Source organism: Thauera sp. 2A1, from assembly GCF_009469595.2.
GTDB lineage: Bacteria > Pseudomonadota > Gammaproteobacteria > Burkholderiales > Rhodocyclaceae > Thauera.
This window is the reverse complement of record NZ_SSXV01000010.1, coordinates 1-25,992: the sequence shown is the minus strand read 5'-3', so window position 1 is coordinate 25,992 and position 25,992 is coordinate 1. Positions and strand designations below refer to the sequence as shown.

Genomic DNA, 25,992 nt, shown 5'->3' with positions numbered 1-25,992 from the left:
CTCGGGGTTCAGGCGCGCGGCGCGCGTGCGGCGTGGGTGGCCACGGTGCGCAGCAGGCTGTCCTTGGTGAAGGGTTTGGTGAGGTATTCGTCGGAGCCCACCATGCGTCCGCGCGCGCGGTCGAACAGCCCGTCCTTGGACGACAGCATGATCACCGGCGTCGATGACAGCCGCGGGTTCTTCTTGATCAGCGCGCAGGTCTGGTAGCCATCCAGGCGCGGCATCATGATGTCCACGAAGATCACGTCAGGATGGTTGTCGGCGATCTTCGCGAGCGCGTCGAAGCCGTCTTCGGCAAGCAGCACCTGGCAGCCGGCCTGGCCGAGGAAGATCTCGGCGCTGCGGCGGATGGTGTTGCTGTCATCGATGACCATCACCTTGAGTCCGGCAAGATCCATGCTTTCATTCCGTGGGAGTGCGAGGCGGGGAGCGTCGGGCGGCGGTTCGCCCGGCCGGGTGCTGATCGGCCGGGGCCGCGTTCAGATCTCGACGAGTTCGAAGTCTTCCTTGCGCGCTCCGCATTCGGGGCAGGTCCAGTTCGGCGGCACGTCCTCCCAGCGCGTGCCGGGCGGGATGCCCTCGGCGGGCAGGCCGGCGGCTTCGTCGTAGATGAAGCCGCAGATCAGACACATGTAAGTCTTGTACGACATATCGGCCATGGCGACAGCAACTTGAGAAGATAAATGAGGAGGGCGCTAGAATCGGCCGAATCTTACCGCATAGGCGCAAGCGCCCGGCAACGGCGCCCGTTCCCCGCCATGGCCATCGCCGTCCCTGAAACGCCTCCTGTCGTGCTGTGCTTCGCCCCGGGTGATCCCACCGGCGGGGGCGGCCTGGTGTCGGACATCCTCACGCTCGCCAGCATGGGTTGCCATCCGCTTGCGGTGCAGACGGCTGCCATCGTGCGCGACACGCGCAATGTGGACGAGGCCTGGCCGGCCGAGGGCGAGCCGCTGGTGGACCAGGCGCGTGCGGTGCTCGAGGACATTCCGGTGGCGGCATTGAAGATCGGCTTCTGCGGCAGCGTCGAGAACATCGCGCGTATCGCCGAGGTGGTGTCCGATTATCCCGAGCTGCCGCTCGTGCTCGAGCCGGCGCTTTATGCCGGCGGCGGCTGGGCGGATGAGGATGACCTGGTGGCCGCGCTCGTCGAGCTGGTGGTGCCGCAGACGACCCTGCTGGTGGGCGGCCGACATGAACTGTGCCGTCTGGCTGGCGTGGACGATGGGCGCCAGGACGATGACGAAGAGGTCGACGAAGACGTCGACGATGGGGATGGCGATGGGGATGGCGATGATGATGATGAGAGCGCCGGTACGGGCGGCGGACTGGACGTGCAGGAAGCGGTCGCCCGGCTGCTGCAGGCGGGCTCGGAATACGTGCTGCTGACGGGGGGCGGCGAACACGGGCCGCAGGTGGTGAACCGCCTGTATGGCGACAGCGGCCTGATCCGCACCGATGCCTGGGACCGCCTGCCCGGTCGCTATCTGGGCGCGGGTGCGACGCTGGCGGCGGCGGCTGCCGCCGCGCTGGCGCATGGCATGGCGATCCCCGAGGCGGTGCGCGAAGCGCAGGAGTTCGCCCAGCAGGCCTTGCGCCACGCCTATCGTCCGGGCATGGGCCGTGCCGTGCCGGACCGCTTCTTCTGGGCGCGCGGCAGGGAGGAAGCCGATGTCTGAGCGTTTCCCGTCCGGGCGGCTGCGGGGCCTTTACGCCGTCACCCCCGACGAGGCCGACACCTCACGCCTGCTGGCCCTGACTGCGCGCGTGCTGCAGGGCCGGCCGGCGCTGCTGCAGTACCGCAACAAGTTCGCCTCCAGGGCGCTGAAGCACGAGCAGGCGCTGGCACTGCTTGCGCTGTGCCGTGCAGCGGGCGTGCCGCTGGTGGTCAACGACGATCTTCCCCTGGCGCTGCAGATCGGCGCAGACGGCGCGCACCTCGGCCGCGAGGACGGTGAGCCCGCCGCCGCACGCGAGGCATTGGGGGCAGGTCGCATCCTGGGCGTGACCTGCTACAGCGAGTTCGAGCGCGCCCGGCAGGGTGCCGAGGCGGGCGCGGACTACGTGGCCTTCGGCGCAATGTACGCGTCACCGTCGAAGCCGCAGGCGCCGCGCGCGCCCTTCGAGTTGCTGGCGCGGGCGCGGCGCGAGTTGCAGCTTCCGGTCGCTGCGATCGGTGGCATCACGCTCGACAATGCGGCGCCGGTGATCGCCGCCGGTGCCGACCTGCTGGCGGTGATCAGCGACGTTTTCGGCGCGGATGATCCGGCAGCACGCGCGGCGGCCTATCGGCCGCTGTTCGGCCCCCCCAGCCCATCGTCCTGACGGTGGACCCCCACCAAGCCACGGGGTCACAATGCGGGCTTTCGCAGCCCAGCAAGTCAGGACGACACATGAACAGCCGCAACGAAACTCTCTTCCAGCGCGCCCAGCGCACCATCCCTGGGGGCGTCAATTCGCCCGTCCGTGCCTTCCGCTCGGTGGGTGGCACGCCGCGCTTCATCGAGCGCGCCGAAGGGGCGCGCGTGTGGGATGCCGATGGCAAGGCCTACATCGACTACGTCGGCTCGTGGGGCCCGGCGATCACCGGTCACGCCCACCCGGCCATCGTCGAGGCGGTGCGCGAGGCGGCGCTGAAAGGGCTGTCCTTTGGTGCGCCGACCGAGAGCGAGGTCGCCATGGCCGAGCTCATCTGCGAGCTGCTGCCGTCGGTCGAGATGGTGCGCCTGGTCAGTTCCGGCACCGAGGCGACGATGAGCGCCATCCGCCTGGCGCGCGGTTTCACCGGGCGTGACGCCATCGTGAAGTTCGAGGGCTGCTACCACGGCCATGCCGACAGCCTGCTGGTGAAGGCCGGTTCCGGCCTGCTGACCTTCGGCAACCCGTCTTCGGGCGGCGTGCCGGCCGACTTCGCCAAGCACACCATCGTGCTCGACTACAACGACCTCGACCAGGTCGAGTCGGTGTTCAAGGCACGTGGCGACGAGATCGCCGCAATCATCGTCGAGCCGGTCGCCGGCAACATGAACCTGGTGAAGCCGCGTGCGGGTTTCCTCGAGGGCCTGCGCCGGGTGTGCACGCAGTACGGCGCGGTGCTGATCTTCGACGAGGTGATGACCGGTTTCCGTGTCGGCCCGCAGGGCGTGCAGGGCCTCTACGGCATCACCCCCGACCTGACCACGCTGGGCAAGGTCATCGGCGGCGGCATGCCGGTGGGCGCCTTCGGTGGCCGCCGCGACATCATGCAGAAGATTGCGCCGCTCGGACCGGTCTACCAGGCCGGCACGCTGTCGGGCAGCCCGGTGGCGGTGGCCGCCGGCATGGCCTCGCTGCGGCTGACGCGCGAAACGGGTTTCTACGACACCCTTGCGGCAACGACCTCGCGCCTGGTCGCCGGCTTGTCGGCCGCCGCGCGCGAAGCCGGCGTGAGCTTCAGCGCCGATTCGATCGGCGGCATGTTCGGCGTGTATTTCAGTGATGCCATTCCCGCCTCCTTCGCCGACGTGATGGCCTCCGACCGCGAGCGCTTCAACCGCTTCTTCCACGCCATGCTCGAGGCCGGGCACTACTTCGCACCGTCGGCCTTCGAGGCCGGCTTCGTCTCGGCGGCGCACGGCGAGGCGGAGATCGACGCGACGATTGCGGCAGCGATGGAGATTTTCGCCACGCTGCGCTGAAGGCAAGTCGACGGCCGGATCGCGCGAGGCAGTCTGGCACGTCGATTGCTGGGGCTGCCCACACATTTGCCATCGGGAGTGACCATGGATCTGCGCTGGCGGCTTGCGACACGCCTGTCCATGCTCGCTGCCGCGCTCCTCGCCACCGGCAGCGCGTTGATCGCGTTCGCGTTGAGGCACGACGTCGCGGAAGAAGTGGCCGCGTCCGGCCGCCTGGCCGAACTGCTGCTCGGCATCGGTGAGGCCCATCACGGGCAGTCGGCCGCGCTGCAGCGGCTGCTCGCAGCCGGCGACCTGCGCCATGTCTCGGTGTCGCTGGAGCGCTCCGCTTCGGAGCAGCCGTCCCGTTCCGGCGCATCCGATGCGCTCGACTGGCTCGGCGCGCGGCTGCCGGCCAGCGCGACCGAGGAGCAACGCATTCCCGTCGGCGACGAGGTGCTCGTGATCCGCGCCGATCCGCGTGCAGAGATCCGCGAAGTGCTGCGCGACGGCCTGCGCATGCTCGCCGTGCTCGCCACCTTCGCCTGCGTGACGGTCTTGGCCACCTGGCGCGTCGCGCACCGGGCGCTCGCGCCGGTGCGCGAACTCGAACAGGGGCTGGCGCGGCTGGCACGTGGCGAGGAACGTGCTGCGCTGCCTCGTTTCGAGTTGCTGGAGTTCGACCGCATCGCCGCCGCCATCGACCGCCTCGCCGCCAGCCTTGCGGCTTCGCGTGCGGCCGAGCACACGCTGGCGCGGCGGCTCATCGATGTGCAGGAGATTGAGCGGCGCGACCTCGCACGCGAACTGCACGACGAGTTCGGGCAGTCCCTGGTGGCGATTGGCGCGGCCACCGCCTTCATCGAGCGTCATGCGGCAGGCGCCCGGCCCAACGAGATCGCCGACTGCGCGCGCGACGCGCGCGCCGAGGCTGCGCGTGTATCCGCCCATGTCCGCAGCCTGCTGCGGCAGTTGCGCCCCCACGGGCTGGACGGCGTCGGCATGCTGGAGTCACTGGCAGAGTTGCTGCAGCATTGGCAGTCCCGTGCGCCCGCCATCGTGCTGGAGGCGACCTTGCCCGAGCGCCTGCCGCGGCTGTCGCCGGAGGCCGGGCTGGCGCTGTACCGCAGCCTGCAGGAGGCGCTCACCAACGTGCTGCGTCACAGCGGTGCGCAGCGGGTGGGTGTCGTGCTGCAGCCCGAGGGCGACGGTGTGCGGCTGGTCGTCGGCGATGATGGTTGTGGGCGGGTCGGCACCCTGCGTGCCGGCGGCGGCCTGCTCGGCATGCGCGAACGCGCGGAGATGGCAGGTGGACGGCTGGACCTGGCGCCGTCCGTATTGGGCGGTCTGCAGATCGAACTGTGGCTGCCGTCCAGCAACGCGGGAGAAGGAAGCAATGATTCGAATCCTGTTGCTCGATGACCACGCGCTCGTGCGCACCGGTTACCGGCGCTTGCTCGATGCCGAAGCCGGCTTCCAGGTCGTCGCCGAGGCGGCCAGCACGGACGATGCCTGCGCCTGCCTGGCGCGCGGCGGCATCGACGTGGCGGTGGTCGATCTCAGCCTGCGCGGCTGCAGCGGTATCGAGGCCATTCGGCGCATGCTCGCGCGCGACGACGCAATCAAGGTGCTGGTGCTGACGATGCATGACCACGCGGGCTACGTCACCCAGGCCATGCGTGCCGGTGCCCTCGGTTACCTGACCAAGAGCAGCGAGCCGACCGTGCTCTTCGACGCGATCCGCGCGGTGGCGGCAGGGCGGCGGACCTTCTCGGATGACGTGCGCGACGTGCTGGCCCGCGCTTCGCTCGATGCCGACCAGGCGCTCGCCCGCCTCACTCCGCGCGAGTTCGAGATCCTGCGCCTGGCGGTGAGCGGCGACTCGTCGGCCGACATCGCCAGCAGCATGCATCTGAGCCCGAAGACGGTGCATAACCACCTGTCCGCGATCCGCGGCAAGCTCGAGGCGGACAACGATTTCAAGCTGATCCACGAGGCGGTGCGTCTCGGCCTGGTCGCCTTCCCCACGCCGGGAGCCTGAGCGGACCCGCTGGTCGGCGCCCGGGCATTCTTCCCGGTTTCAGAGGGACTGGGTCCCGAGCATCACGTGCGCAACCTCCCTAAAATCGGGAGCGTGCCGTCGGCCACCCAGTGGCGGGCGGACAGGGAAGCATCCGCAGTGATCCGGCGCGAGGACGCGGCGGCGACAACAATAGAACCAGGGGAGACACCCATGATCCACCGCGACCCAGGCCAGCGGCCTGCAGCCGGCATCCGCGGGCCGATGGCTTGCGTTCCCGCCCGATGCACCTACTCGAGCTTTGCCTTCGTGGCCACGGTGGCGGCGAGCGGGGTGGCTCATGCGGCGGACCCGGCGACAGCGCTCGCCCCCACCGTCGTCGTCGGCACCACGCCGCTGCCCGGCATCGACCTGCCGCGTGACCAGGTGCCAGCCAATCTGCAGACGCTGGACAGCCGCAAGCTGCGCGACGCCGGCGGCGTGTCGCTGGGCGAGGCGATGCAGCGCCAGCTCGGCAGCGTCACGGTGAGCGAGATCCAGGGCAATCCTTACCAGCCCAACGTCAATTACCGCGGCTTCACCGTGTCGCCGCTGCTCGGCACGCCGCAGGGCCTGTCGGTGTACCTGGATGGCGTGCGCGTGAATGAGGGCTTCGGCGACGTCGTGAACTGGGACCTGATCCCGAAGGCCGCGATCGCATCGATGATGGTGGTGCCGGGTTCCAACCCGCTGTACGGCCTCAACACCCTGGGCGGCGCGCTGGTCCTGCAGACCAAGCGCGGAGACACCCATCCGGGCACCGAGATCGAGGCCGAGATCGGCTCCTTCAAGCGCCGTACACTGAGCGTCGAGCATGGCGGCAGCCGGGATGAGCTGAACTGGTTCGTGTCCGCCGAGGGCATGAAGGAGGACGGCTGGCGCGACCATTCGTCAACGGAAGTCGGACAGTTCTTCGGGCGGCTGGGCTGGAAGTCCGGCGGCACCGACCTGTCGTTGAGCCTGATCCACGCTCATACCGACCTGATCGGCAATGGCCTGGTGCCGGAAAGCCTGCGCCGCCAGCGTGACGAGGCGATCTTCACTCATCCTGACCAGACCCGTAACCGCGTCACCATGCTGACGCTGGCCGCGACCCACTGGGTCAGCGACACCGACCAGATCTCGGCCTCGGCCTACGTGCGTCGCACCCGCACCCGCACGCTCAACGGCGACCTCAACGACGACTACGAGGAAGCGGACGATCCGAGCGGCGTGCTCAACCGCACTGCCACCAACCAGCGCGCCTACGGCGTCGCGGCGCAATGGACACATTTCGCTGGCGCCCACCAGATTGCCGTCGGTGCGTCGCACGACCGTGCGCATGCCGACTTCCGCCAGACGGCGCAACTCGGCAATCTCACCGGCGATCGTGGTATCGAAGCGGCCGCCGACGCCGAGCCCGAGAACAGCCTGTCGGGCCGCACCCGCACCAGCTCCATCTACCTCACCGACAGCGTGGCGCTGAGCCCCGCCGTGCAGCTCACCGGGGCGGTGCGCTACAACCGCACCCGCGTCGTCAACCGTGACCGCCTGGAGCCGGGCGTGCCCGACAACCTGGATGGCGATTACACCTACCACAAGCTCAACCCCGCCCTGGGGCTGACCTGGCAGGCCGGCCCGGCGCTGACGGTGTACGGCGGCTTCAGCCAGGGCAATCGCGCGCCAACGCCCATCGAACTGGGCTGCGCCAACCCGGAAAAGCCGTGCACGCTGCCCAACGCGCTCGCGTCCGACCCCTTCCTCGAGCAGGTCGTGGCACGTACCTTCGAGTTCGGCGTGCGCGGCCGACTGCCGGGCGAACTGCAGTGGAATGCGGGCGTGTTCCGCACCACCAACCGCGACGACATCCTGTTCGTCGGTACCTCGACCAGCGCCGGCTACTTCACCAACTTCGGCAAGACGCGGCGGCAGGGGGTGGAACTGGGCATCGGCGGCACGTCGGGCGCGCTGGAATGGCAGCTCAACTACAACTGGCTGCGCGCCACCTTCCAGTCCTCCGCCTGCATCGTCGCGGCGCACAACAGCAGCGCCAACAGCGACGCAAGCTGCGGCGAGGACCAGATCCGCGTCGGCAAGGGCGACCATATTCCCGGCATGCCCGAGCACGGCCTGAAGCTGGCGCTGAGCTGGCGCGCGAGCCCGGACCTGCGCCTGGGGGCGGGGGTGGTGGCGTATTCGGGCCAGTACGTGCACGGCAACGAGAACAACCGCCACGAGCCCAATGACGAATTCGGCGGTCGCGGCGAGCTGCCGGGCTATGCGGTGGTAAACCTCAGCGCGGATTACTGGCTGGGCGGAGGCTGGACCTTGTTCGGACGCATCGACAACGTCTTCGACCAGCGTTACGCGACCGCCGGCGCGCTGGCGGAGAATCCCTTCACCGCGGCAGCCAACGCCTTCGAGCCCGATCCGGGGCATTGGCGCAGTGAGCAATTCGTTGCGCCGGGGGCGCCGCGCGCGGCCTGGGTGGGCGTGCGCTACGCCTGGGGGCGCTGAGCTGGCGCAAGCGCAGCGGAAGCGCGGAGGGCGCCGCCGCGTTCACAGCAGGAAAAGCGTCGCCAAGCCAAGGAAGATGAAGAAACCGCCGGAGTCGGTGAGCGCGGTGATCATCACCGAGCCGCCGATCGCCGGGTCGGCGCCCAGGCGCTGGCGCAGCATCGGGATCAGCACGCCGGCGCTGGCGGCGAGCAGCAGGTTGAGCGTCATCGCCGCCGTCATCACCAGCCCGAGCGAGCCGCTGCCGTACAGCGACCACGCGATGATGCCCAGCATGCCGCCCCAGATCAGGCCGTTCACCAGCGCCACGCTCAGTTCCTTCTTCAGCAGGCGCTGCATCGCCGAGGGTTCGACCTGGCCCATCGCGATCGCGCGTACGATCATGGTGATGGTCTGGTTGCCCGAGTTGCCGCCGATGCCGGCGACGATGGGCATCAGCGCGGCGAGCGCGACGAGCTTCTCGATCGAGCCCTCGAACATGCCGATCACGCGCGACGCGACGAAGGCGGTGACGAGGTTCACCGCCAGCCAGGCCCAGCGGTTCTTCACCGAGTCCCACACCGAGGCGAAGATGTCTTCTTCCTCGCGCAGGCCGGCGTGGCTCAGGATTTCGGCCTCGGATTCCTCGCGGATGTAGTCCACCACGTCGGCCACGGTGAGGCGGCCGATCAGGCGCTTGTCCTTGTCGATCACCGGCGCCGACACCAGGTCGTAGCGCTCGAAGGCCTGGGCGGCTTCGCCGGCGTCGTCTTCCGGCGTGAAGCTGATCACCGGTTCGCGGCGCATCACGTCGGCGACCGAGGTTTCGGGATCGGTGATGAGCAATGATTCCAGCGTCAGGATGCCCTTCAGATGCTCGTCGCGGTCGATGACGAAGAGCTTGTCGGTGTGGTCGGGCAGGTCGTCGAACAGGCGCAGGTAGCGCAGCACGACCTCGAGGCTGACGTCCTCGCGCACGGTCACCATGTCGAAGTCCATCAGCGCGCCGACCGAATCCTCGGGGTAGGACATCGCCGCGCGCAGTTGCTCGCGCCCTTCGCTGTCGAGCGACTGGAAGACGTCCTGGATGACTTCGGGCGGCAGGTCGGGCGCGAGGTCGGCGAGCTCGTCGGCGTCCAGCGTTTCCGCCGCCGCCTTCAGCTCTTCCGGGGCCATCGTCTCGATCAGCGATTCGCGGACCGCATCCGAGACTTCGAGCAGGATCTCGCCGTCGCGCTCGGCCTTGACCAGCTCCCAGACGTACAGGCGCTCGTCGAGCGGCAGCGCCTCCAGGATGTAGGCAATGTCGGCCGGGTGCAGTGCGTCCAGCTTGGCGCGCAGGCCGACCTCGTGCTGCTTGTGCACGAGGTTCTCGACCAGCTCGTGGCGCGGCATGTCCTGGCGATGGACAAGCTCTTCGACGACCTTCTGCCGCGCGAGCAGCTCCTGCACTTCGCGCAGGTGCTGCTGGACGTCGTCAGGGTGGTGATCGTCGTGCTCGGTCATCGCGCAAAAGGCCGGCGGAAGGCGGAAAGCCGGGATTCTACGGACTCGCCCCCGCGCACGCGACCCCGATCGTGTTACGGCGCGAAAAATGCCCGACCGGGCGCCTCGCCCCCGGCACCTCGTGCCTCAAGGCACCTGCGAATAGGCCATGCGGCGTCGGATGCGCTCTGCATGGGCTGCAAGGCGCGGCCCGAAACTGCGCTCGTAGCGCCGCGGATTGGGCAGCATCACCGCCAGCCGTGCCGCCTCGGACGGGCCCAGGCGGCTTGCGGGAACGCCGTAGTAGCGCCGCGCCGCCGCCTCGGCGCCGAAGATGCCTTCGCCCCACTCGACGACGTTGAGATACACCTCGAGGATGCGCCGCTTGCTCCACAACTGTTCGATCATCACCGTGATGACCGCCTCCTGTGCCTTGCGCAGGTAGCTGCGCGACGGCGACAGGAAGAGGTTCTTGGCCAGTTGCTGGCTGATGGTCGAACCGCCGGCCACTGCGCGGCCCTTCTTCTCATTCTTTTCCAGCGCGCGCTCGATGCCCTCCCAGTCGAAGCCCTCGTGGTCGACGAAGCTGTCGTCTTCGGCAGCGATCACTGCACGCTTCAGATGCACCGAGATCTGCTCGTAGGCGACCCACTGGTGGCGCAGCGTGGCGCCGGGATCCTTCTCGCGCAGCTCCGCCAGCCGCAGCCGCATGAAGCTGGTGCTCGCCGGGTCGAAGCGGCTCCACCAGATGACCTGGGTCAGCAGCACGATCTGCCACACGATCAGCAGCGCCAGCGCGATCACCAGCGCACGGCCGATCCAGCGCAGCGCCACGCTCATGGCCGTGCCCCGTCGCGCGCGCCGTACCGGCTCAATTCGCCCGCACCTCGTCGGCGTTGGTGAAGGTCCATGTGCGCGTGATCTCGATCATGTCGGTGTCGCGCCGGATCTCGGGCGGAAAGGGCGCGTAGGGCGCGGCCATCTTGACGATGCGCATCGCCGCCTCGTCCAGCACCTTGTGCCCGGAACTTCGATGCACGCCGACGCGTTCCACCGAGCCGTCGGCGCGGATCGTGACCGACAGCAGCAGGCTGCCGTACAGCTTGCCGCGCGCCGCCTCGGGGTAGTTGAGCGTGCCGATGCGCTCCACCTTCTGGCGCCAGTCCTCGACGTATTGGGCGAAGCGGTATTCACGTGCGCGCGCACCGATGAACTGGGTGCGCGGACGCCGCCCGAGCTCCTCGAGGTTGCGGTCGATCTGCGCCTCCAGGCGGGCGACGGCGGCAGCGCTGTCGAGCAGGTCGAGGCCGCTGACGGCGGCCGTCGGTGCGGGCTGCTCCGTCTGCTGCGGCCGGCTGGCGACCGCGGTGGCGGCCTTGCTGCGTGTCAGCACCTGCTGCTGCGCCACCTCGGGCTGCGGCTGGCGGCGCTTCTGCTCGACCAGCGCATCGCCCTCGCGGCGCGCGTTCTGTGGCGGCAGCGGCGACTTCGGGCGTACCTTCTGCTCGCTGATGCCGCCGCCGGCAAGGTTGGCCTGGGCCAGCACGTCGGCCTTGTCCGGCGCCTTCGCATGGCGGGCGTTCACCAGCACCACCTCCAGTCCGCGATCGTGCACCGGCTTGGGGTCGGGCAGGCGGAATTGCAGGCTCAGCACCAGCGCGTGCAGCGCGAGCGAGATCGCCAGGGCGATGCGCAGCCGCCGGCGGACGCGGTGCCGCGCACCGGCGTCCGCACGGCTGAGCGGCGATGGGAGGGCGGGCGTGGCCACGCGCATGCTGCGGTCAGCCGACGTAGTCCGATTCGGCCGGTGCCTGCGGCTCGGACAGGATCTGCACGAAGCGCGCCTCCACGTCCACGTCGAACAGGTCGGTGCGCTCGACGTTCAGCCTCACCTGGCTGCCCGGCATCTGCAGCGGCATCGACGGCACCTTGAACACGAGGGGGACCTGCGTCAGCCGAACCACGTTCTCGCGCAGCACGGTGGCTTCGACCGGGCCGAGGCCGTGCTGGCGCAGCCAGCGCACGCACCAGTAGCGCTCCATCTGGCGCTGGAACTCGGCGTACTCGGCGTAGGTGAGTTCGAAGTCGCGCAGCGCGGCCATCAGCTCGGCCGAGCGCGGTGCGAAGGCCGGCTCGTCGCCGCGCAGCACCGAGATGATCTGCCACTGGTTCACCAGATCCACGTAGCGGCGCAGCGGCGAGCTCGACCAGGCGTAGCAGTCCACGCCCAGACCTTCATGCGGCGCAGCGACGGTGGTCATGCGCACCTTGCCGCCACCCTGCGCGCGATACAGGCCGGGCACGCCGGCCTCGTCGAGCAGCTTGCCCCAGGTCGCGTTGGCGTGGATCATCAGCTCGGCCACCAGCTTGTCCATCGGCGAGCCGCGCAGGCGCCGGCCGATGCTGATGTGGCCCGGGCCGTCGGCAGTGTGCTGCGTCCAGTCCACGCTGAAGCTATAATCGACGCGGTCCTCGTTGCCGGCGGCCTTGCCGCGGCCCGCCTCGAGCACCGTGGCCAGATCCCACAGCACGGTGAGCTCGCGCTTCCAGCGGAATTCGGGGCCGCCTTCCAGCACCGTGCGGTCGTTGAACACCGGCTCGATGTCGTGGTGGCGCAGGTTGGCGACGATGGGCACGCGCTCGACGCGCGACTCCTCGCCGACGATGGCGAGCCCGGGCGTGACGTCGAGGTACAGCGACACCGCCGGGCAGTCGCGGCCTTCGGCGAGGGTGAAGGCGTACACCACCTCGTCCGGCAGCATGGTGATCTTGTTGCCCGGCATATACACCGTGGAAAGCCGCTGGCGCGCGATCGCGTCGAGCGAGGAGCCGCGCGCGAAGCCCAGCGCCGGCGCGGCAATGTGGATGCCGATGCGCCAGCCGCCGTCGGGGCGCGGCGTCACCGAGAAGGCGTCGTCGATCTCGGTGGTCGAGGCGTCGTCGATGGAGAACGCGACCACGTCGGCGCGCGGCAGGTCACTGGGTTCCACCGGCAGCTCGTAGGCGGGGAAGGCTGGCCCGTCGGGGAATTGATCGAACAGGAAGCGGTTGTAGTGGAAGTCGTAGCTCGAGGCCAGCGCACCACACTTCAGCAGCAGGCGCGGGGCGGACAGCCCGCTGTCCACACAGGCGGCTTCCAGCGCCTTGATCTCGAGGCGGTTGCGGTCGGGCCGGTACAAGGCTTGCGGCAGCAGCGAAGCAAGTTCCGGCGGCATGCGGCCGTCGACCAGTTCGGCGCGCATGTGCTCGATGGCGGCAGCCTGCTGCTTCTTCTTTTCCAGGCCGGCGAGGGCCGCCTGCAGGATGTCGGCCGGCGCCTTGCGAAAGCGCCCCTTGCCCTTGCGGTGGAACCAGATCGGCGCCGAATGCAGGCGCAGCAGCACGGTGGCCGCCTCCACCGCGGAGGGAGGGTGGCCGTGGTAATCGGCAGCGAATTCGGCGAAGCCGAATTCCTCGTCGCCGCAGACTTCCCACAGGAACTCGAGGTCCAGTTCCTCGGCGCCGGTCTCGGCGCGCGTCAGCAGGTCTGCAGGAGCGGGCTCACGGAAGTTGAGCAGCACGTTCGCGCGCTTGAGCTTGACCCGCTTGCCGTGGGTCGTCTCCACCTGCAGCGTGGCATCGTTGTCAGCGAGGATGGTTCCGGCCTTGAAGGCACCGTCCTCTTCGAAAAGCACGAACATCGGCATCCGCCAGTGAAAAGCAAGTCCAGTAGTTTACTGGATTCGGATGCCTGCCGAAGTTTCGGTTTGTCCCCTGCCCGCACTTTGGCCGGGTTCAGGTCCCGCGCCGCGCCACGCGCGCCATGTCCACCGAGTAGATCGCGAGCGCGACCCAGATCAGCACGAAGCCGATCAGTTGCCCACTGTCGAAGGGTTCGCGGAACACCAGCACCGCGAGCATGAAGTTCAGGCTGGGCGCGATGAACTGCAGGAAACCGACGGTGGCGAGCGGCAGGCGTTTGGCGCCCACTGCGAACAGCGCCAGCGGTACCGCAGTCAGCACACCGGCCAGCGGCAGCAGGGTGTCGATATAGAGCGACGAACCGAACACGAGCTGGCCGCTGTGGGTCAGCCACGCCAGCCAGGCGATGGCCAGCGGCGCCGTCACCACCGTCTCGATGAACAGGCCACCGATCGCCTCTACCGGTGCACGCTTGCGCAGCAGGCCGTAGACACCGAACGTGCCGGCGAGAAACAGCGGAATCCACGGCGCGCTGCCGACCTGCCATACGCGCCAGGCCACGCCGGCCGTTGCCACCGCGAGCGCCGCGCGCTGCAGCGGGCGCAGGCGCTCGCCGAGGAACAGCCAGCCCAGCAGCACGCTCACCAGCGGATTGATGAAGTAGCCCAGGCTGGCCTCGATCAGGCGTCCGGCGTCGATCGCCCACAGGAAGACGAGCCAGTTGCTGCCGGTCAGCATCGCGGTCAGCGCCAGCAGGCCGAGCAGGCGCGGCTGCCGCCGGATTGCCCAGATGCCACGGAAACCGCCGGTGGCCGGCACCAGCGCGAGCAGCCCGGCGAGGAAGACTACCGACCACAGCACCCGATGGGCGACGATCTCGAACGGCGGCACGCTGCCGACGGCGCGGAAGTACAGCGGCGACAGGCCCCAGACGATGAAGGCGGTGAGTGCGGCGAGGGCTCCGTGGCGGGTCTGCGGGGAGGCGGCGGGGTCGGTCGTCATGCGGCCCGGGCTCAAGGCGCACGCCGTGCGGTCGCTACCAGCGCGCGCGCGGGTAGCGTGTAGCCGGCGCCGTTACCGCTGCGAAACGACTCCAGCTCCGCGCCCACTTCTGCGCGCAGCGCCTGCTGGGTCGCTTCCGGCAGGCGGGCGAGCGATTCGGCCGCGCCGCCGGCGAGGTCGAGGAAGGCCTGCCAGTAATCCTCCGCGCTGTCGAAGCGGCAGGTGAAGTCGCACGCCTGGATATGCACGGTGTCGAAGCCGGCCTGGCGCAGCAGGGCCTCGAGCACCTCGGGTGCGCCGAAGCGGAACACCGAGGGGCGCGCCACTTTCGGCGCGGGCAGAAGGCGGGCGATGCAGGCCTGCGCGCATGCGATCAGCGGCACGGCATCGCGCTCGGCCCAGACCGACAGTGTGACGCTGCCGCCCGGTGCGAGGACGCGGCGGATCTCGGCGAGCGCCTGTTCCGGATGCGGGAACATGAACAGTGCCAGCCCGGCCAGCACGCGATCGACACTGCCATCGGCCAGGCACAGGTGCTCCGCGTCGGCCGCGGCGAAGTGCAGTCCGCTGGCGTGCGGATGGCGGCGCGCGCCTTCGGCCAGCATGCCTTCGGCGATGTCGGTGGCCAGCACTTCGCCCTCGGGCTGGACGAGCGCAGCGGCGCGCAGCGCGAGCAGGCCGGGGCCACTCGCGAGATCGAGCACGCGCTGGCCCGGTGCCAGGCCGGCGGCAGCCAGCAGCGCGTCGGCGAGTTCAGCGCGAAGGTGCGCGCCGTCGGCGTAGCGCGCGGCGATGCGGTTGAAGCCCGCGCGCTCCAGCGCCTTGAAGCGGCGGGGGTCGAATCCGGGAGTGGCCTCGTCGCTCATGCTGCCGGAGCCAGGCCGGCAAAGCGGATCAGGTCGTCGAGGTAATCCGTCCACCGCGTGAAGCTGTGGTCGCCGCCTTCCAAGACGGTGTGCCGTGCGCCCGCATACTTCGCTACCGCGTGGCGGTAATCGAGCACTTCGTCGCCGGTCTCCACCAGCAGCCAGTAGCGTTCCGGCCGGGTGATGGCGGGTACCTCGAGCGCGCGCAGCTCGGCGATGTGCGTCTCGGTGAAGCGGAAGGTTTCGCCCGTATACATGTTGGTCTGTTCGCCGACGTAGGCGCCCAGCTCCAGCGGCGCGACGATCGCCGGATTCACCAGCGCCGCGCGCAGGTCGTGGCGTTCGGCGAGCCAGGTGGCGTAGTAGCCGCCCAGCGAGCTGCCGACCAGCGTCGCGTCGATGCCTTGCGCCCTGCAGCGCGCGAGCTGCGCCTCCACCAGCGCGATGGCGGCCTGCGGCGAGGCCGGCAACTGCTCGCACCAGAAAGCGTGACCGAGGCCGCGCTCTTCCATGTGATGCTTGAGCGACTGTGCCTTGATCGATGCCGGCGCGGAGCGGAAACCGTGCAGATAGATGATCATGGCGTGCTCCAGTCGACCATCCCCAGCTTCCAGGTCGCCAGCACGACGATGCCGAAGGCAATGCGATACCAGGCGAAGGCGATGAAGGTGTGGTTGGAAATGAAGCGGATGAAGCCCTTGATCGCCCACATCGCGGCGACGAAGGAGGCGACGAAGCCGACTGCGAACACCGGCAGGTCTGCCGCGTGCAGCAGCGACCAGTTCTTGTACAGGTCGTAAGCGGTGGCGGCGAACATCGTCGGGATGGCGAGGAAGAACGAGAACTCCGCCGCCGTCTTGCGCGACAGGCCGAAGATCATGCCGCCGATGATGGTGGCGCCCGAGCGCGAAGTGCCCGGGATCATCGCCAGCGCTTGGGCGAAACCCACCTTCAGCGCATCACCCCAGCCCAGGCCGTCGACCGAGGTGACGCGCGGGTGATAGCTGCGCTTTTCCACGTACAGGATGATGAGGCCGCCAATGATCAGCGCCGTGGCGACGGTGATCGGGTTGAACAGCACGCCCTTGATGATGGAGTGGAACATCAGGCCGAGCACGGCTGCGGGCAGGAAGCCGACGATCAGCAGGCCGACGAATCGCCGTGCGCCCGGTTCGCGCGGCAGGTCGACCACGACCTTGAGCAGGCGCTCGCGGTAGTCCCAGCACACGGCGAGGATCGCGGCGAGCTGGATGACGATCTTGAACACTTTGCTGGCATCGTCGTTGTAGCCGAGCAGGTCGCCGAGGATGATCAGGTGGCCGGTCGAGGAGATCGGCAGGAATTCGGTCAGGCCTTCGACGATGCCGAGGACGAGCGCGATCAGGAGGAGAGAGAGGTCCATGCGGCGAAGGGCTGGGCGGAAAAGGCGACGATTATAGCTGCGGCGGTGTTGCGCTGCGGCGAATGCAGTTGCGCTTTACGGTCAGTCGGATGCGTGCTTCGAATCCGGTGTGGCGGCGGGGGATGCGCTCCGTCCGGCTGCCGCTACGCGGCCAAGGCGCAGCGGAGATCACGAAAACGGGCGACCTCGCTGCGCTCGGTGCTCGGACAGTCCTCGCCTGCTCCGCACATCCCCCGCCGCCAGACCTGCCGAGTCACGGTCAATCGCTGTTCGTCAGCCGCTCGAGCCGCGTCAGCCACATCATCGCCGCCTCGCGGCTGTCGCCGCACATCTCGGCCGAAGGTTGCAGACTGCCGCAAACGGCTGGTCGGCGCGCATCCCCGAACAGCTTGCAGCGATCGTGTTCGTCGAGCTGGATGCAGCGCACGCCCGCCGGCTTGCCCTGCGGCATGCCCGGTATGGCCGACGAGATCGAAGGCGCGATGCAGCAGGCGGCGCAGCCCGGGCGGCAGTCCATGTGCTTCAACGTCATCCTTGCGCCTGCAACTGGTCCCACCAGGACAGTACCGCGTCGAGCCGCGGAGGCAGCAGCGCGCAGTCGTCGCCGGCGAAGGCCTTCCAGTCCGGGACGAAACGTTCTGCGACCGCGGTCAGCACCGGAACGCCGATCGCGACCGCCTGCGCCATGTCGTCGCGCAGCCCGGCGCCGGCGGCCTCCTGCGCGCCGAACTTGTTGATGACGACCAGCTCCACCCGGTGTTCGACCGCGGCCCGGACGGCCATGGCGCCTCGCGCCAGAGCATCCGCGTCGAGACGGCAGGCGGCCGAGCCGGCGCCGAGGTTCTGCGACAGGTGGAAACGTTCGCCGGTTTCCAGATTCTCGAGCTGCATGCCGCAGGCCTGCTCACCGCGCGCGGGAAGGGCGTGCTGGATCACGCCGCCCAGCCTGACGCCGCGTGCGGCGAGGCTGCGCGCGACATTGTCCAGCAGGGCTTCGAGCGGGTCGTCGGGACGGTAGACGACGGCGGCGATGAGCGACGTGGTCATGGGTGCGGTGGGCGTGCGGCAGCGCTCTGAACGGGTTTTCATTGTCGCACCTGCGCTGCAACAAAGGGATAATATCCGCCTTCAACTGGCAGCGGACGACGATGAGGGTGGAACGGGCAGGGGGGCGGCAGGGTCCGCGTGTGGAGCAAGTCGATGACTGCATGAGCGCGGACCGTCCGCGCCTGCGTCGCATGGCGCGCGACCTGCGGAGCACTGCGGGAAACGCGGCCGACGCCCGCGCCCAGGCTCGCCAGGCCCGCCTGCAGGGCGATTTCGATGCGCTGCTCGAGCGTTCGCGCGCGATGCTGGCTGAACGGGTCGCAGCCTTGCCGAAGCCGGATTTTCCTGCCGAGCTGCCGGTGTCCGGGCGGCGCGAGGAGATCGCCGCCGCGCTTTCCGCGCACCAGGTCATCATCGTCTGCGGCGAGACGGGCTCGGGCAAGACCACGCAACTGCCCAAGATCTGCCTCGCGCTCGGCCGCGGCGCCGCGGGCCTGATCGGCCACACGCAGCCGCGCCGGCTGGCGGCGCGCGCCACCGCGACCCGCATCGCGCAGGAGCTGAACAGCCCGCTCGGCCAGGCGGTGGGCTACAAGATCCGCTTCACCGACAAGCTGAGCGCGTCCAGCCACATCAAGCTGATGACCGACGGCATCCTGCTCGCCGAGACGCAGACCGATCCGCTGCTCGCTGCCTACGACACGATCATCATCGACGAGGCGCACGAGCGCAGCCTCAACATCGACTTCCTGCTCGGCTACCTGCGCACGCTGCTGCCCAGGCGTCCCGACCTCAAGCTCATCGTCACTTCGGCGACGCTCGACGCCGAGCGCTTCGCCAGGCATTTCGCCGATGCGGCCGGGCGTCCGGCGCCGGTGATCGAAGTGTCCGGCCGGCTGTACCCGATCGAGATGCGCTGGCGGCCGGTCGAGCCCGACGAGGAGGTGGCGCCAGCGCGCGCCGACGAGCGCGCGCTGGCGCGGAAGGAGCGCGAGCGCGGCCGCGACCTGCTCGATGCCTTGGTGGATGCGGTGGACGAGGCGCAGCGCTGCGGCCCGGGCGACGTGCTGGTGTTCCTGCCCGGCGAACGCGAGATCCGCGAGGCCGCCGAGGCGCTGCGCAAGGCGCACCACCTGCCGGGCACCGAGATCCTGCCGCTGTTCGCGCGCCAGTCGGCGCAGGAGCAGGCGCGGGTGTTCGCGCCCTCCAGCGGGCGGCGCGTGGTGCTGTCGACCAACGTCGCCGAAACCTCGCTCACCGTGCCGGGGATCCGCTACGTGGTCGACACCGGCCTGGCCCGGGTCAAGCGCTACTCGCCGCGCAACAAGGTCGAGCAACTGCAGATCGAGAAGGTCGCGCAATCGGCCGCGCAACAGCGCGCCGGCCGCTGCGGCCGGGTGATGGACGGCATCTGCTTCCGCCTCTACGACGAGGACGACTTTGCCAGGCGGCCGGCGCATACCGATCCCGAGATCCTGCGCTCCTCGCTTGCCGGCGTGATCCTGCGCATGAAGTCGCTGAAGCTGGGCGCGGTCGAGGACTTCCCCTTCATCGATGCGCCCGGCTCGCGCCTGATCGGCGACGGCTATGCGCTGCTGACCGAACTCGGCGCGGTCACCGACGACGAGGCGCGCGAGCTGACGCCGATCGGCCGCGAACTCGGCAAGCTGCCGCTCGACCCCAAGATCGGCCGCATGATCCTCGCTGCGCGCGACCGCGGCTGCCTCGCCGAGCTGCTGGTGATCGCCGCCGCGCTGTCGGTGCAGGATCCGCGCGAGCGCCCGCAGGACAGCCCGGGCGCGGCCGACCAGGCGCATGCAAGGTTTCGCGGCGGCGAGCAGGACCAGCGCTCGGAGTTCCTGTGGTACCTGCATCTGTGGAAGGCGTGGGACGAGATCCAGCGCCACGAATCGGGCAGCAAGCAGAAGGCCTGGTGCAAGAAGCATTTCCTGTCGTACATGCGCATGCGCGAGTGGCGCGACGTGCACGCCCAGTTGCATGTGCTGTGCGCCGAGCACGGCTGGAAGGAAAACCAGTTGCCAGCGAACTATGAGGCCATCCACAAGGCGCTGCTCGCCGGTCTGCTCGGCCATGTGGGCTGCAAGGTCGAGGACGCCTCGGGTCCGCAGGCCGGTTCGTATCTGGGCGCGCGCGGCATCAAGTTCTGGCCGCATCCCGGCTCGGCGCTGGCGAAGAAGGCGGGCAAGTGGATCATGGCCGCCGAGCTGGTCGAGACCAGCCGGCTGTTCGGCCGTTGCATCGCGCGCATCGAGCCGGAGTGGGTGGAGGAGGTCGGCGCCCACCTCCTGAAGCGTTCGGTGTTCGAGCCGCACTGGTCCCGGAGCGCCGGCAGCGTGCGCGCCTGGGAGCGCGGCACCGTGCATGGGCTGGTGCTGTATGCGCGGCGCGGCGTGACCTACGGCGAGATCGACCCCAGCCTGTGCCGCGAATTGTTCATCCGCGAAGGCCTGGTGGCCGGGGACATCGCCGAGGGGCCAGCCCGGTCCATGCCGTTCTTTGCGCACAACCAGCGCCTGGTGGCGGAGATCGAGCGCCTCGAGCACAAGTCGCGTCGCCCCGATGTGCTTGTCGACGAAACGCTGATCGAGGCTTTCTACGACAGCAAGATTCCCGTGGATGTGCTCGACCTGGCTTCTTTCGACGCATGGCGCAAGCCGGCCGAGAAGACCGATCCGAAGCTGCTGTACCTGACGCGCGACCAGTTGATGCGCCACGACGCCGAGGGGGTGACCACCGATCGCTTTCCGACGCGCTTCGAGGTGCTGGGCCAGAAACTGACGCTCGCCTACCTGCACCAGCCCGGCGAAACGGACGACGGCGTGACCCTGACGGTGCCGCTGGCGATGCTGAACCAGGTCTCTGCCAACCGCTGTGAATGGCTGGTGCCAGGCCTGCTGGAGGAGAAGATCACTGCGCTGCTGAAGACGGTGCCGCAGAAGCATCGCCACCGCCTGCAGCCGATGGCCGACAGCGCCGCCGCCTTCATGGCCGCGTTCGAGGCCGGTGACCTCGACGCCGACGAGCCGCTGCTGAAGGCGCTGCAGCGCTTCGTCGAGGAGCGCGTGCAGCTCAAGCTGCCGTTGGAGAGCTTCCGGCTGGAGAATCTGAAGCCGCACTGCTTCATGAACTTCCGCGTCATCGACGAGCACGGACGCATGCTCGGTCAGTCACGCAACCTCGCCGAGCTGCGCGCGCGCTTCCGCGAGCAGGTGGCGGCCCGTTTCAGCGGCGCGAAGATTGGCGGTGCGCTGGCGGTGGCGCTGAGCGCAGCGAGCGGCGCTCCCTCCGGCGCGATGTCTGGACGGCTGCCTGAGGGCAGGGAGGCCAAGCTCGGCACGGAGCGCACCGACGAGCGCAAGCCCTCACAGCCACAGGCTGCGGCGCCTGCGGCGAGTTTCACCACCTGGTCCTTCGACGCGCTCCCCGAACTGCTCGAGGTCAAGGTCGCGGGGCGCGATGTGATCGGCTTCCCGGCCCTGCACGACGATGGCGAGGGCGTGTCGCTGCGCCCCTACGACACGCCGGACGAGGCGGCGCGCGTCCATCGCAAGGGTCTGGCACGACTGTTCGCCTTGACTCTCAAGGATCAGGTCCGTGCCGTCGAGCGCTTGCCTGGCCTGCGCGAACTCGCGCTGCAGTACATGAGCTTCGGCACCGAGGCCGAGTTGAAGGCGCGTCTGGTGGAGGCCACACTGGCGCGCTGCTGCCTGCTCGATCCAGTGCCGGCGGACGCCGAGGCTTTCGCCCGACGCTGTGCCGAAGCCAAGCCGCGGGTGACGCTGGTTGCCCACGAATTCATGCGCCTGGCTGGCCAACTCGTGAGCGAATACGCCGGCCTGCAGAAACGTCTCGCCGGACTGAAGGCCGTTCCTGACCTCGTCGCCGACATGCAGGCCCAGTTGCTCGCACTGCTGCCCAAGGATTTCCTGACCGTCTTTCCGTGGGAGCGCTTGTCGCACTTCCCGCGCTACCTGAAGGCGGCGTCGGTGCGGGTGGACAAGTTCCGTAACAACCCCGCGCGGGATGCGCAGTTGATGGCTGAGTGGAAGGCGCTGGCGCAGGCCTGGGAGCGCGAAGCGCTCGCCAAGCGCCGGGCGGGTGTGGCCGATCCGTTCCTGGACGATTTCCGCTGGCTGCTCGAGGAATTGCGTGTGGGGCTCTACGCGCAGGAACTGAAGACGCCGATGCCGGTTTCGGTCAAGCGCCTGCAGAAGATCTGGGAGAGCCGGCCGCGGTAATCGTCCCGGGCCGGCTGTTTGCGAATCAGCGCAGCGGAATCACCAGCGGAGGGATGTCGACGCCGACGACGATGGCAGGCGAGCGGCTGTAGCGGTAAGTGCGCACCGGCTCGCTGTAATAGTAGTTCTGCACGACTGGCGGGTCGTAGTAATAGCTTGGGCGCTCGCGCACGATCACGCGCTCGCGAATCACGGTGGGGCCCCTGTCGTAGTCGCGGTCGTAGCGGTGATGATGGTGATGCTTGTAATGACCCCAGCCGCGACCGGGACCGTCCCAGTCTCCGCGGTCGGCATGGGCGGCGGTGGCGGCGAGCAGGCCGCCGCACAGCAGTGCGGCAAGCATCGCGCGGGGAGAGTTCGCTTTCATGGTCTGCCTCTTTTTCGGTTGTTCTTGAATCGGGGCAAAGCCCTGATGAGCGGATCATAGGTGAAGCGCTGTCGGTGGGGCTGGGTCAGAGTGTAAGCAGGATTTTGTAAGCGCCCCCACACTGACGGGAGCGCCGACGCATCCGGTTGACGGGATGCTCGGCTTTGATTTTCCAGCGCTTCTTGCTAGAATCCCGCCCCTTCCCTTGCTCCACCGGAATCGCATGCCGGGGAGCTGTTTCAATCAACCGCAAGGAGTTTGCATGCGACATTACGAAATCGTGTTCATCGTCCATCCGGACCAGTCGGAACAGGTCCCGGCGATGATCGAGCGCTACAAGACGCTCGTGACCGGCCGCAACGGCCAGATCCACCGCCTGGAAGACTGGGGCCGCCGCCAGATGGCCTACCCGATCCAGAAGGTGCACAAGGCCCACTACGTGCTGATGAACATCGAGTGCGACGGCGAGACGCTGGCCGAGCTCGAGCACGCCTTCAAGTTCAACGACGCCGTGCTGCGTCACCTCACCATCAAGATGAAGAAGGCGGTGACCACGCCGTCGCCGATGATGAAGGAAGAGAAGTCGCGCTCGCTGAGCACGTCGTCCGACGAAGCCAAGCCGGCCGCTGAAGCTGCCTGAGTTGCCTGAACCGGGGTTGAACGAACTGCGCCTCGATGCGCGCGTGGCCGAAGTGCTGCCGCTGCGTCGAACGCCTGCTGGTGTGCCGGTCGCAAGCTGCGTCCTGGCACATGAATCGAAACAGATGGAAGCGGGGCTTGCCCGCGATGTTTCGGTCGAGCTGCAGGCGGTGGCCGTCGGCGAACTGGCCGGCGTGCTGGCAGTGGTCTCGCCTGGAGTCGCGGTGAAGATCACCGGGTTCCTCGCCGCCAGGAGCATGCGCAGTCGCAGCCCGGTCCTGCACCTGAACACAATCGAATTTCTGGAAGGAAACTGAAATGGCTTTCAAGCCCAAGTCCAAGTTCAAGAAAAAAGATGATCGCGGCGGTCGTGGTCTCTTCAAGCGTCGCAAGTTCTGCCGCTTCACCGCGGAGAAGATCGAGGAAGTCGATTACAAGGACGTCGAGATCCTGAAGGACTTCATCACCGAGAACGCCAAGATCATGCCGGCGCGCATCACCGGCACCAAGGCCGGTTACCAGCGCCAACTGTCGGTCGCCGTGAAGCGCGCGCGCTTCCTGGCCCTGATGCCTTACACCGACCTGCACCAGTAAGAGAGGATAGACGTCATGCAAATCATTCTTCTCGACAAGGTTGTGAACCTCGGTGGCCTGGGCGACGTGGTCAGGGTCAAGGACGGCTACGCCCGCAATTACCTGATCCCGCAGGGCAAGGCCAAGCGTGCCACGCAGGCGAACCTCGCGGAATTCGAAGCGCGTCGCGCCGAGCTCGAGCGCCAGCAGGCTGACAAGCTGGCCGCTTCGCAGGCGATCGCCGCTCAGCTCGAAGGCGTCACTGTTCAGGTCAGCCGCAAGGCTGGCATGGACGGCCGCCTGTTTGGCTCGGTCACCAATGCCGACGTCGCCGAGGCGCTTGCAGCGCAGGGCTTCCAGGTCGAACGAGCGGCCATCCGCATGCCGGACGGCCCGCTGAAGACCGTTGGTGAGACCCAGCTCGAGGTCGGCCTGCACTCCGACGTGGTCGCCACGATCACCGTCGCGGTGGTGGGTGAGCAGCAGTAAGCCAAATCGCTCGCATCAAGCAAAAGGGCTGCCCATGGCAGCCCTTTTGCATTCTGACGCGGCGACCCGTCGCGACTTAGAATGTTTTCCCTTTCGCATCATCGGCCGTGCTCATGAACACCCAGACCCGACGCGCCCCCGACCTGGGAGGCGATCCGCAACTGGCCGCCATCAAGCTTCCTCCGCACTCGCTCGAGGCTGAGCAGTCACTGATCGGCGGCATCCTGCTCGACAACCAGGCGTGGGAGAGGGTGGCGGATCTGGCCAGCGAGGCAGACTTCTATCGCGATGACCATCGCCGAATCTATCGCCACATCGCCAAGCTGATCGACTTGGGCAAGCCGGCGGACGTCGTCACCGTCTTCGAATCGCTCGAGAAGAGCGGCGAGGCGGAGCAGGCCGGCGGTCTCGCCTATCTGGCCGAGATCGCCAACAACACACCCTCGGCGGCGAACATCCGGCGCTACGCAGAGATCGTCCGCGAGCGCGCCATCCTGCGCAAACTGGTGGCTGTGGGGGACGAGATCGCCGCCAGTGCGTTGAGTCCGTCGGGCAAGGATGCCAAGATGCTGCTCGACGAGGCCGAGGCCAAGGTCTTCGAGATTGCGGAGGCCGGGGCGCGCCATTCGACGGGTTTCGTGTCCATCCAGCCCATCCTGAAGCAGGTCGTCGATCGGGTGCAGGAGCTCTACGATCGCGACAATCCGTCGGAGGTCACCGGCGTGCCGACGGGTCTGATTGACCTCGACGACAAGACGTCCGGCCTGCAGCCATCCGACATGATCATCGTCGCCGGCCGGCCGGCGATGGGCAAGACGACCTTCGCGCTCAACCTGGCCGAACACATTGCCGTCGACCAGCGGCTGCCGGTTGCGATTTTCTCGATGGAGATGCCCGGTACGCAGTTGGCAACGCGCTTCATCTCCTCCGTGGGGCGCATCGACATGCAGAAGATCCGCAGTGGCCGCCTGACGGACGACGACTGGCAGCGCCTCACCGTCGCCATGGGCAAGCTCTACGACGCGCCGCTCTTCATCGACGAGACGCCCGGGCTCAATCCGATCGATCTCCGTGCCCGGGCGCGGCGCCTCTCCCGCCAGTGCGGCAAGCTCGGCCTGATCGTCATCGACTACCTGCAGTTGATGAGTGGCACGCGCGAGAGCGACAACCGGGCATCCGAGCTGTCGGAGATCTCGCGCTCGGTGAAATCGCTCGCCAAGGAGTTGCACGTGCCCATTGTTGCGCTGTCGCAGCTCAACCGCAGTCTGGAGCAGCGGCCGAACAAGCGCCCGGTGATGTCGGACCTGCGCGAGTCGGGCGCCATCGAACAGGATGCGGACATCATCATGTTCATTTACCGCGACGAGGTCTATAACCCGGACTCGCCCGACAAGGGCACTGCCGAATTGATCATCGGCAAGCATCGTAACGGTCCGACCGGCACCGTACGGCTGACTTTCATTGGTGAAAACACCCGCTTCGAGAATTACGCGGGCGGAGGAAGTTTTGGCGGCGGTTCCGATTATTGATTCATGAGCAATTTAAATCCTGATCGCCGAGCCGAAAATGATTGTCTTGAAGTGTTGACCATTCGATTCTGGTGTTTATAATGCGCCCCTCTTTGAGTGCTGCGGTGGTTTTGGCTGTTGCGGTGCTGGGGGGAGCGGGAGGCGAGGAGCCTGTGTTGCGGGTCTGGTGGAGTTGGAGCCGGATTAGAAAGCGCGGCGCGGGGGGTTGACGAGTTGTTCTGAGTTGATCATAATTTCGCTTCTCTGCTGCAGCGATGCAGCGGTTCTTTAAAAAGTTGAACAACCGATAAGTGTGGGTGCTTGGTTGTTGCGGCGAAGTCGTTTCGGCGGCTTTATGTTTCGCAATGATTGGTGCTCATGCTGATTAAGTCAGTATTTTGAGTACTTTGTAGGATTGAACTTAAGAGTTTGATCCTGGCTCAGATTGAACGCTGGCGGCATGCTTTACACATGCAAGTCGAAC

25 protein-coding genes and 1 rRNA gene are annotated in these 25,992 nt (G+C 67.9%); 13 read left to right on the top strand and 13 right to left on the bottom strand.

The window, feature by feature from the left end; all coding sequences use genetic code 11:
• Positions 1-8 precede the first annotated feature (8 nt).
• Positions 9-398 carry a PleD family two-component system response regulator gene (locus GH664_RS10985; RefSeq protein ID WP_153168111.1) on the bottom strand — a complete coding sequence of 130 codons (390 nt, stop codon included), beginning with the start codon at positions 396-398 and terminating at the stop codon, positions 9-11.
• Between the two features lie 81 nt (positions 399-479).
• Entirely contained in the window at positions 480-632 is a 153-nt protein-coding gene (locus GH664_RS10980) for a rubredoxin (RefSeq protein WP_368857354.1), read from the bottom strand.
• Positions 633-758: 126 nt separating this feature from the next.
• On the opposite strand from GH664_RS10980, the gene GH664_RS10975 reads away from it, so the two are divergent.
• From GH664_RS10975 to GH664_RS10950, 6 genes are all read left to right on the top strand, one after another.
• Complete coding sequence (locus GH664_RS10975; RefSeq protein WP_194270382.1) at positions 759-1,679, top strand: bifunctional hydroxymethylpyrimidine kinase/phosphomethylpyrimidine kinase; 921 nt, start codon at positions 759-761, stop codon at positions 1,677-1,679.
• Positions 1,672-2,325 (top strand): thiamine phosphate synthase, encoded by a 654-nt coding sequence (gene thiE / locus GH664_RS10970; protein WP_153168109.1) that lies wholly within the window; start codon positions 1,672-1,674, stop codon positions 2,323-2,325. Before GH664_RS10975 ends, thiE begins: the two co-directional genes overlap by 8 nt.
• A gap of 68 nt (positions 2,326-2,393) precedes the next feature.
• A complete protein-coding gene (gene hemL / locus GH664_RS10965; protein WP_153168108.1) occupies positions 2,394-3,677 on the top strand; it encodes a glutamate-1-semialdehyde 2,1-aminomutase in 1,284 nt (427 codons plus the stop codon).
• Between the two features lie 84 nt (positions 3,678-3,761).
• Positions 3,762-5,078: a histidine kinase gene (locus GH664_RS10960; RefSeq protein WP_153168107.1), complete on the top strand. Its 1,317-nt coding sequence runs from the start codon at positions 3,762-3,764 to the stop codon at positions 5,076-5,078.
• Entirely contained in the window at positions 5,053-5,697 is a 645-nt protein-coding gene (locus tag GH664_RS10955; RefSeq protein WP_194270381.1) for a response regulator transcription factor, read from the top strand. The genes GH664_RS10960 and GH664_RS10955 overlap by 26 nt, the downstream gene beginning before the upstream one ends.
• A gap of 192 nt (positions 5,698-5,889) precedes the next feature.
• Entirely contained in the window at positions 5,890-8,211 is a 2,322-nt protein-coding gene (locus GH664_RS10950; protein WP_228111470.1) for a TonB-dependent receptor, read from the top strand.
• A gap of 42 nt (positions 8,212-8,253) precedes the next feature.
• Here the strand turns inward: GH664_RS10950 and mgtE are convergent, their stop codons facing one another.
• The 10 genes from mgtE to GH664_RS10900 form a co-directional block, all read right to left on the bottom strand.
• Entirely contained in the window at positions 8,254-9,696 is a 1,443-nt protein-coding gene (mgtE, locus tag GH664_RS10945; RefSeq protein WP_153168106.1) for a magnesium transporter, read from the bottom strand.
• A 126-nt stretch (positions 9,697-9,822) separates the two neighbouring features.
• Positions 9,823-10,515 (bottom strand): monofunctional biosynthetic peptidoglycan transglycosylase, encoded by a 693-nt coding sequence (mtgA, locus tag GH664_RS10940; protein ID WP_153168105.1) that lies wholly within the window; start codon positions 10,513-10,515, stop codon positions 9,823-9,825.
• Positions 10,516-10,546: 31 nt separating this feature from the next.
• A complete protein-coding gene (locus tag GH664_RS10935) occupies positions 10,547-11,449 on the bottom strand; it encodes an energy transducer TonB (RefSeq protein WP_153168104.1) in 903 nt (300 codons plus the stop codon).
• Between the two features lie 7 nt (positions 11,450-11,456).
• On the bottom strand, positions 11,457-13,355 hold the full coding sequence (locus tag GH664_RS10930; protein WP_153168103.1) for a ribonuclease catalytic domain-containing protein: 1,899 nt from the start codon (positions 13,353-13,355) through the stop codon (positions 11,457-11,459).
• Positions 13,356-13,449: 94 nt separating this feature from the next.
• The gene (rarD, locus tag GH664_RS10925) at positions 13,450-14,358 is read right to left on the bottom strand and encodes an EamA family transporter RarD (protein ID WP_153168102.1); all 909 of its coding nucleotides are present in this window, start codon (positions 14,356-14,358) and stop codon (positions 13,450-13,452) included.
• An 11-nt stretch (positions 14,359-14,369) separates the two neighbouring features.
• Entirely contained in the window at positions 14,370-15,224 is an 855-nt protein-coding gene (locus GH664_RS10920; protein WP_153168101.1) for a methyltransferase domain-containing protein, read from the bottom strand.
• Positions 15,221-15,805: a YqiA/YcfP family alpha/beta fold hydrolase gene (locus GH664_RS10915; RefSeq protein WP_153168100.1), complete on the bottom strand. Its 585-nt coding sequence runs from the start codon at positions 15,803-15,805 to the stop codon at positions 15,221-15,223. The genes GH664_RS10920 and GH664_RS10915 overlap by 4 nt, the downstream gene beginning before the upstream one ends.
• Positions 15,802-16,626 (bottom strand): undecaprenyl-diphosphate phosphatase, encoded by an 825-nt coding sequence (locus GH664_RS10910; protein WP_153168099.1) that lies wholly within the window; start codon positions 16,624-16,626, stop codon positions 15,802-15,804. The genes GH664_RS10915 and GH664_RS10910 overlap by 4 nt, the downstream gene beginning before the upstream one ends.
• Before the next feature lie 259 nt (positions 16,627-16,885).
• On the bottom strand, positions 16,886-17,143 hold the full coding sequence (locus GH664_RS10905; RefSeq protein WP_228111478.1) for a YkgJ family cysteine cluster protein: 258 nt from the start codon (positions 17,141-17,143) through the stop codon (positions 16,886-16,888).
• 11 nt (positions 17,144-17,154) lie between these two features.
• Complete coding sequence (locus GH664_RS10900; RefSeq protein ID WP_228111469.1) at positions 17,155-17,715, bottom strand: DUF2478 domain-containing protein; 561 nt, start codon at positions 17,713-17,715, stop codon at positions 17,155-17,157.
• A 119-nt stretch (positions 17,716-17,834) separates the two neighbouring features.
• On the opposite strand from GH664_RS10900, the gene hrpA reads away from it, so the two are divergent.
• Positions 17,835-21,932 (top strand): ATP-dependent RNA helicase HrpA, encoded by a 4,098-nt coding sequence (gene hrpA / locus GH664_RS10895; RefSeq protein ID WP_255424929.1) that lies wholly within the window; start codon positions 17,835-17,837, stop codon positions 21,930-21,932.
• A 25-nt stretch (positions 21,933-21,957) separates the two neighbouring features.
• On the opposite strand, the gene GH664_RS10890 is transcribed toward hrpA, so the two are convergent.
• Positions 21,958-22,299, bottom strand: a complete 342-nt coding sequence (locus tag GH664_RS10890; protein WP_153168096.1) for a hypothetical protein — start codon at positions 22,297-22,299, stop codon at positions 21,958-21,960.
• A gap of 262 nt (positions 22,300-22,561) precedes the next feature.
• On the opposite strand from GH664_RS10890, the gene rpsF reads away from it, so the two are divergent.
• The 6 genes from rpsF to GH664_RS10860 form a co-directional block, all read left to right on the top strand.
• Positions 22,562-22,939 carry a 30S ribosomal protein S6 gene (gene rpsF, locus GH664_RS10885; RefSeq protein WP_153168095.1) on the top strand — a complete coding sequence of 126 codons (378 nt, stop codon included), beginning with the start codon at positions 22,562-22,564 and terminating at the stop codon, positions 22,937-22,939.
• A 1-nt stretch (position 22,940) separates the two neighbouring features.
• Positions 22,941-23,255: a primosomal replication protein N gene (gene priB, locus GH664_RS10880; protein WP_153168094.1), complete on the top strand. Its 315-nt coding sequence runs from the start codon at positions 22,941-22,943 to the stop codon at positions 23,253-23,255.
• Between the two features lies 1 nt (position 23,256).
• On the top strand, positions 23,257-23,532 hold the full coding sequence (gene rpsR / locus GH664_RS10875) for a 30S ribosomal protein S18 (protein WP_094267585.1): 276 nt from the start codon (positions 23,257-23,259) through the stop codon (positions 23,530-23,532).
• Between the two features lie 15 nt (positions 23,533-23,547).
• Positions 23,548-24,000, top strand: coding sequence for a 50S ribosomal protein L9 (gene rplI / locus GH664_RS10870; RefSeq protein WP_153168093.1), 453 nt, complete (start codon positions 23,548-23,550; stop codon positions 23,998-24,000).
• A gap of 113 nt (positions 24,001-24,113) precedes the next feature.
• Positions 24,114-25,529, top strand: a complete 1,416-nt coding sequence (gene dnaB / locus GH664_RS10865) for a replicative DNA helicase (RefSeq protein WP_153168092.1) — start codon at positions 24,114-24,116, stop codon at positions 25,527-25,529.
• 396 nt (positions 25,530-25,925) lie between these two features.
• Positions 25,926-25,992: ribosomal RNA gene (locus tag GH664_RS10860) — 16S ribosomal RNA — on the top strand; the annotation flags it as partial.